General features: G+C 73.7%; 2 protein-coding genes and 3 rRNA genes (1 of these 5 cut by a window edge). 4 read left to right on the top strand and 1 reads right to left on the bottom strand.

The window, feature by feature from the left end; genetic code table 11:
• The 4 genes from WME89_RS24710 to WME89_RS24695 all read left to right on the top strand — a co-directional run.
• Window positions 1–69 (top strand): 23S ribosomal RNA (locus WME89_RS24710); it begins 2940 nt to the left of the window's first position.
• Between the two features lie 128 nt (window positions 70–197).
• Window positions 198–314, top strand: a 5S ribosomal RNA gene (rrf, locus tag WME89_RS24705).
• A 212-nt stretch (window positions 315–526) separates the two neighbouring features.
• Window positions 527–643: ribosomal RNA gene (gene rrf / locus WME89_RS24700) — 5S ribosomal RNA — on the top strand.
• A gap of 971 nt (window positions 644–1614) precedes the next feature.
• On the top strand, window positions 1615–6579 hold the full coding sequence (locus WME89_RS24695; protein WP_438011537.1) for an Lhr family helicase: 4965 nt from the start codon (window positions 1615–1617) through the stop codon (window positions 6577–6579).
• Window positions 6580–6858: 279 nt separating this feature from the next.
• Here the strand turns inward: WME89_RS24695 and WME89_RS24690 are convergent, their stop codons facing one another.
• Window positions 6859–7164, bottom strand: a complete 306-nt coding sequence (locus WME89_RS24690) for a KGG domain-containing protein (RefSeq protein ID WP_438011536.1) — start codon at window positions 7162–7164, stop codon at window positions 6859–6861.
• Window positions 7165–7504 lie beyond the last annotated feature (340 nt).

Raw genomic sequence — 7504 nt, 5'->3', positions numbered from 1 at the left:
TAGGCCGGGTGTGGAAGCCGAGCAATCGGAGGAGCTAACCGGTACTAATAGGTCGTGCGGCTTGACCATACTTCTAAGGCAAACATCGAAGCGTCGCGCCCGGAGTTCGGGTGACGAGCAGCGTGACACAGCTGGCCCAGCGTAGAGCCCCGCGAGAAGCGGGCTCCGCGGGCTCCTAATGGACGCACCCACAAGTTTCCGGTGGTGATATCGAGAAGGTCACACCCGATCCCATACCGAACTCGGAAGTTAAGCTTCTTGGAGCCGATGGTACTGCCAGGGCAACCTGGTGGGAGAGTAGGACGCCGCCGGGATTTTCTTCAAACCTGCGCACAGGCATCGCCGTGCGCAGGTTTTCTTTTTTTGTAACGGCTCGTTTGATTCGGCCCTGCTACCAGGGTGAGCAGACGAAGCGTCTCGTCCGGATCTCGGGCGACGCGGAGCCGTGACACGGCTGATCAGCGTAGAGCGCCGCGAAGTGCGGGCTCCGCCGTCCGTCCTACAGGACCGGATGCAGCCACAAGTTTCCGGTGGTGATATCGAGAAGGTCACACCCGATCCCATACCGAACTCGGAAGTTAAGCTTCTTGGAGCCGATGGTACTGCCAGGGCAACCTGGTGGGAGAGTAGGACGCCGCCGGGGTTTCTCTTGAACCTGCGCACAGGCATCGCCGTGCGCAGGTTTTTTTTTGCCTTTTTTCTGGGGGACTCGCGCCTCCGCCTGGCAGCGCTGCTGGCGCTGTCGCGACGCGACGGGCCGACGAGGCGAGGTGCATTCCGAGCAGCCCGGCCCCCGGCGAGGGGGTTCGCCGGGCGGCGCGGGGGCCCCGCCGAACTCGCCTGGGACGTTCTTTCCCCGGCGCGCAGCGCGCCGGAGAAAGAACGTCAATTGGGCTCAAACACGGCCCGTCCCCCGCGCCGCCCGGCGAACCCCCTCGCCGGGGGCCTACCGTCTATCGAAACGGCGGGGGGCGGAGGGTTCGACTGAGCCGCCCCTCGACCGCGGCCGATGATCGCCGGCGAGTGGGTCCACGTGACGGCGGCGGCCGCGCTGAGCATCGCCGAACTGCCGTGCTCGCCGGCGGGTGGGTCCGCGGCGGCGGCCGCGCCGAGTGTCGACCGAGCTGCCGTGAGCGCCGGCGGGTGGGTCCACGCGGCGGTGGCGGGCGGGCGCGCTGAGCACCGACCGAGGTGCCATGAGGCCCCGGGAGGCTCGAGGTTTCAGGCGCGCCTTGTGTGGCGCGCAACGAAACGTTTCAGGTGGCGTGGCCCGAAGGGAGACATGCCGGGCGGTGTTCCATGCGTAAGCTCTCCCGTCCCCGCCTCGGCGGATGGCCAGCGCCCGCCCGCCACCGCCGCGTGGACCCACCCGCCGGCGCGTCCCCCCGGAACCGCCTCTTTTCTCTGGCACGTTCCGGCCTCTCGACCAAAGGCTAGCGCACTTGCCATGCGGCACTTTGCCCCGGTCGCGGCGCCCTGAACGAGTTGCGCCGGGTCTCCCCGTGAGGGATGGGTCTTGCATAACCGTAGCCCCCGCCCAGGGTGGGACCTCGTGGAGCCAGACGCACGGACGAGGCGCCGCGCGGACCGACTCCGCACGCCGCGCAAGCGCCGATGGCAAAGAAACGCTCCCCCACACCCGATCCGCTCGACCGCTTCCATCCGGCCACCCAGGCGTGGTTCCGCGGCGCGTTCTCCGCGCCCACCCCCGCCCAGTCCCAGGGGTTTCCACCCATCCTCGAGGGCGCCTCCACCTTGCTGCTCGCCCCGACGGGCTCCGGCAAGACGCTCGCCGCCTTCCTCGCGGCCATCGACAGGCTCATGGCCTCGCCAGAGCCCGATGCGGCCGAGCGCTGCCGCGTCGTGTACGTGTCGCCCCTCAAGGCGCTCGCCATCGACGTCGAACGGAACCTGCGCGCGCCGCTCGCCGGCATCGCCGCCGCCGCCGAGCGCCTCGGGCTGCCCTACCGGATCCCCCAGGTCGGCGTGCGCTCCGGCGACACAGCGCCCCAGGACCGCGCGCGGCTCGCCAGGAAACCGCCGGACATCCTGATCACCACCCCGGAGTCGCTCTACCTGCTGCTCACCGCCGAGGCGCGGGACCGGCTGCGCGCCGTCGAGACCGTCATCATCGACGAGATCCACGCGCTCGTCGCGACGAAGCGCGGCACGCACCTCGCACTGTCCCTCGAGCGGCTCGAGGCCCTCCGCCAAGCGCCGCGGCCCATGCAGCGCATCGGCCTGTCCGCCACGCAGCGGCCCCTCGACGAGGTCGCGCGCATGCTCGGCGGCGGCGACATCGAAGGCGCGGGGGCGCGGTTCACGCCGCGGCCCGTGACCATCATCGACGCGAGCGCCCCGAAGGCCCTGGAGCTCCGCATCGAGGTGCCCGTCGAGGACATGACCAAGCTCGGCGAGATCGCGCGGTCAGGGGAGGGCCCGCCGCCCGGGCCCGCCGACCCGGCGCAGCGCTCCATCTGGCCGAGCATCCACCCGCGCCTCGTCGAGCTCGTCCGCGCCCACCGCACCACGATGATCTTCGTGAACAGCCGGCGGCTCGCCGAGCGGCTCGCCGCGGCCCTCAACGACACGGCCGGCGCCGAGATCGCGCTCGCCCACCACGGCTCGATCGCGCGCGAGCAGCGCCAGCAGATCGAGGAGCGGCTCAAGGCGGGCCTCCTGCCGTGCATCGTCGCCACCTCGTCGCTGGAGCTCGGCCTCGACCTCGGCGCCGTCGACCTCGTCATCCAGCTCGAGGCGCCGCCCTCCGTCGCCGCAGGGCTCCAGCGCGTCGGCCGCGCCGGCCACGAGGTCGGCGGGACGTCGCGCGGCGTCGTCTTCCCCAAGCACCGCGGCGACCTCCTCGCGTGCGCCGCGGCCGCGTCCCGAATGCGCGAAGGCAAGGTCGAGGCGACCCTCTACCCGAGGAACCCCCTCGACGTCCTCGCCCAGCAGATCGTCGCCATCGCGTCGATGGACACCCTCCACGTCGACGCGCTCTTCTCGCTCGTGCGCAGGGCCGCGCCGTTCGCCGACCTGCCCCGCGCGAGCTTCGAGGGCGTGCTCGACATGCTCTCCGGCCGCTACCCCTCCGACGAGTTCGCCGAGCTCCGGCCCCGCATCGTCTGGGACCGCGTCGGCGGCGCCGTGCGCGCGCGCAAGGGCGCGAAGCGGCTCGCCGTCGTCAACGCCGGCACCATCCCCGACCGCGGCCTCTACGGCGTCTTCCTCGACACGGGCGGCGACGCGAGCCGGCCCGGCCGGCGCGTCGGCGAGCTCGACGAGGAGATGGTCTTCGAGGCGCGCGAGGGCGAGGTCTTCCTCCTCGGCGCCTCCTCGTGGCGCATCACCGACATCACCCACGACCGCGTCCTCGTCGTCCCCGCCCCGGGCGAGCCGGGCAAGATGCCGTTCTGGCGTGGCGACCAGCTCGGGCGCAACGCCGAGCTCGGCGCCTCCATCGGCGCCCTCGCGCGGCGGATCGCCGCCACCCCGAGCGACGACGAGGCCGAGCGCGCGCTCGCCGACGAGCAAGGGCTCGACACGCGCGCGGCGCGGAACCTCGTCCGGTACGTGCGCGACCAGGCCGCGGCCACCGGCGAGGTCCCGAACGACCGCGCCATCGTCCTGGAGCGCTTCGTCGACGAGGTCGGCGACTACCGCATCTGCCTCCTGTCGCCGTTCGGCGGCCGCGTGCACGCCCCGCTGTCGACCTGCATCGCCGAGAAGTGCCGCCTCGAGCTCGGCCTCGCCGTCGACACGGTATGGACCGACGACGGCATCGTCCTGCGGCTGCCCGAGTCCGAGTCGCCCCCCGACGCGAAGCAGCTCCTGCCCCAGGCCGACGAGGTGGAAGAGCTGCTCGTCCGGGGCCTCGGCGACACGGCCCTCTTCGCCTCGCGCTTCCGCGAGTGCGCGGGCCGGGCGCTGCTCCTCCCGCGCAAGTTCCCCGGCAAGCGCTCGCCGCTCTGGGCCCAGCGCAAGCGCGCCGCCGATCTGCTCGCCGTCGCGTCGCGCTACGGCTCGTTCCCCATCCTGCTCGAGACCTACCGCGAGTGCCTGCGCGACGTCTTCGACCTCACCGCGCTCGAGGACCTCCTCCGGCAGATCGCGGCCCGCAAGGTCCGCGTCGTCACGGTCGACGTGCGCGCGCCGTCCCCGTTCGCGGCCACGCTGCTCTTCGCCTACGCCGGCAACTTCATCTACGAGGGCGACCTGCCGCTCGCCGAGCGCCGGGCGCAGGTGCTCGCCATCGATCACGCGCGCCTGCGCGAGCTGCTCGGCGAGGCGGAGCTGCGCGAGCTGTTCGACGCGGACGCCGTGCTCGCCCTCGAGGCGTCGCTCCAGCGCCTCGACGGCCGCGCGCCGCTCAAGCACGAGGACCAGGTGCACGATCTCCTGCTCTCGCTCGGCGATCTCACGCGCGACGAGGTCGCCCGGCGCACGGCGGGCCCTGACGTCCCGCCCGAGGCCGCCGGCGAGCGCGCCGCCGTCTGGATCGACGAGCTCGTCCGCGACCGGCGCGCCATCGAGATCCAGCTCGGCGGCGAGCGCCGCCTCGCGGCCGCCGAGGACGCCGGCCGGCTGCGCGACGCCTTCGGCGTGGTGCCGCCGCCAGGGCTGCCGATCGCGTTCCTCGAGCCCGCCGCCGATCCGCTGGGCGAGCTCGTCGCCCGCTACGCGCGCACGCACGGCCCGTTCCGCGCGGACGACGTGGCGCGGCGCTTCGGCCTCGGCCCGGCGCCGGTCCTGGCCGCGCTCGCGCGGCTCGGCGAGCGGGGCCGCGTCGTCGAGGGCGAGTTCCTCCCCGGCGGCCGCGGCCGGGAGTTCTGCGACGCCGAGGTGCTGCGCTCGCTGAAGCGCCGATCGCTCGCCAGGCTGCGCGCCGAGGTCGAGCCGGTCCCGCCCGACGCGTACGCCCGCTTCCTCGCCGACTGGCACAACCTGCACCGCCGCCGGCGAGGGCTCGACGGCCTGATCGCGGCGCTCGAGCAGCTCCAGGGCGCGCCGCTCTCGGCCTCGGCGCTCGAAGCCGAGATCCTGCCCGCGCGCGTCGAGGGCTACCGCCCCGGCGATCTCGACGCGCTCTGCGCGGCCGGCGAGGTCCTCTGGCGCGGCGTCGAGCCGGTCGGCGACGGCGACGGCCGCGTCGCGCTCTACCTCGCCGAGGCGTATCCGTACCTCGCCCCGCCGCCCGGCCGCGCCGAGGGGCCGCTCGCCGAGAGCATCCGCGCCGCGCTCGCGCGCCGCGGCGCGCTCTTCTTCTCCGACCTCTCGCGCGAGACGGGCGCCTTCGGAGCCGACCTGCTGGCGGCGCTCTGGGAGCTCGTGTGGGCCGGCGAGGTCACGAACGACACGCTCGCCCCGCTGCGCGCCCTCGGCCGCGAGTCCCGCTCGAGCGGCCGGCGGCGCGATCGCGATCGCCCCGCGCCAGGCCGCGGCCTCTCCGCGCTGAGGGCGCGCCGCATCGGCCCGCCGGGCAGCGAAGGGCGCTGGTCGCTGCTGTCGCCTCCCGGTGCGTCCGCCGGCGCGCCCGCAGCATCGGCCCGCACGGCTGCAGCTCCCGCGGGCGCGGCCGGCGCTACCGGCGCGCCCAGCGAGACCGAGCGCCGCGCGGCGCTCGCGCGCGCGCTGCTCGAGCGCCACGGCGTGCTCACGCGCGAGGCGGCGGCGGTCGAGGGGCTGGCGGGCGGGTTCTCGGCCGTTTACGACGTGCTCCGCGCCATGGAGGAGTCCGGTCAGGCGCGGCGCGGCTACTTCGTCGCCGGGCTAGGCGCCGCGCAGTTCGCGGTGCCCGGGGCCGACGACCGCCTCCGGGCTTGCCGCGAGCCGTCCGACGATCCGCAGACGCTCGTGCTCGCGGCCACGGATCCGGCGAACCCCTGGGGTGCCGCGGTCCGCTGGCCCGAGCTCGCCGCGCGCGGCGACGGCGCCCCGGAGGGCGCGGTCCGCGGCCCGGTGCGCCCGCAGCGGGCCGCCGGCGCCCTCGTGATCCTGCACGACGGCCGGCTGCTTGCGTGGATGGGCCGCACCGAGCGGAGCCTCACCACGTTCCTCCCCGAGGCCGAGCCGGAGCGCGGCGACGCCATCCGGGCGATCGCAGCGGCGCTCGCGGCGCTCGTCAGCGAGGGGCGTCGTCGCGCGGTGCTCGTGGCCACGATCGACGGCGAGCCGGCGCATAGCTCCCCGCTGGCGCGCGCGCTCGCGGACGTGGGCTTCACGTCCGGGGCGCACGGCTACCTCAAGCGCGCTCCCACGCCCGAGCGGGCTCCGTGGCGCCCGCGGCAGCTGCCCGGGAACGCGCCCGACTGGGCTCGCCGCGCTGCGGCGGCGGGGCGCGACGGGCCCGATGACGAGGTCGACGGCTTCAAGCCGCCGCCCGGTCTGCGCTCCTGGCCGGCCGGACCTCCAGCGGGCGGCTGGCGGATGTCGCCGCCCGGCGCGGCCGAGGGCGGAGCGCGCGGGGCCGGAGGCGGAGCGCCCGAGGCCGCAGCGCTGGACGACGGTGACCTCGATCTCGACGACGACGACCCGGCGATGTTCGATGACGGCGCGGGGCTCGACGACGGAGTCGGATGACGGAGCCGCTTCACCGCATGGGATGACGAAACCGCATATCGGTCTGCGGTAAAGCGCGATCGACCCCGGCGCGCTGCCCCGCGCTGCGCCCCATCGATCGAGCCAGCGGGCCGATCTCATGCGTCTTTTCGCGCTGGACCGCGAGACCACATCCCGCGAGGGGACCTCGCCAAAAAAGGACCGCCGAGCAGCCAGGAAGGGAGACCCTTCGTGGTTCCTCGGCGGCTCTTCCTGCTTCTGCGGCGCTGGAGGGATCTCGAGCGGCGCGCTGCGACGGGTTCAGCCCTGGTGGCTGTGCTCGCTCGGCTTCATTTGCTGCTCATGGCTGCCGCGGCTCGGCCGACGGCTCCCGTTCGACCCCTGGCTCCGCGCCTCGGCCCCCTTGCGCCCGATGGAGGCCATGTGCTCACGGTTCTGGCTGACGACCTCGCCGCCCTTGCGGCCCGCCGCGCGTGCTTCTTCGGACGTGAACTCGTGCGCCGTGCCCTTCTCATGAGCCGCCTTGCCGCCCTGGCTCGCGATCTGGCGCTGCTGCTCCGCGTTCATCGCCGCGAAGCCCCGCTTGCTCTCGCTGCTCTGTCCCATGGATCCACTCCTCGCATTGATGTGCATCGTGAACGTCACTCGACGACCGTGACTACCTGCTGCTTAGCCACATCGCGCCGGCGGTGCCGGCGACGCCGGGCAGTGCTGCAACGCGGGTGCCAGACGGGAGAGCTCGGACGAATCTGACGCTGCGTCGAGGCCGGACAATTGATGACCACCTGGTCACCAGGCATGCCTCTCCAGGGCGAGATGCGGCAATTTGCCTCACTGTGCGTGCGGCCGTGCGTGGGCGCCCCAACCCGTACGGGCTCAGCCGTGACGGGCTCGCGGCGTGCCTCCTGATCTCCACGCTGCGATGATCGGTTGTCTCTCATCGCCC

Source organism: Sorangium sp. So ce321 (genome assembly GCF_051530195.1).
GTDB lineage: Bacteria > Myxococcota_A > Polyangia > Polyangiales > Polyangiaceae > Sorangium.
Note: the sequence above shows the minus strand (reverse complement) of the source record. Positions and strands in the feature narration are given on the sequence as shown.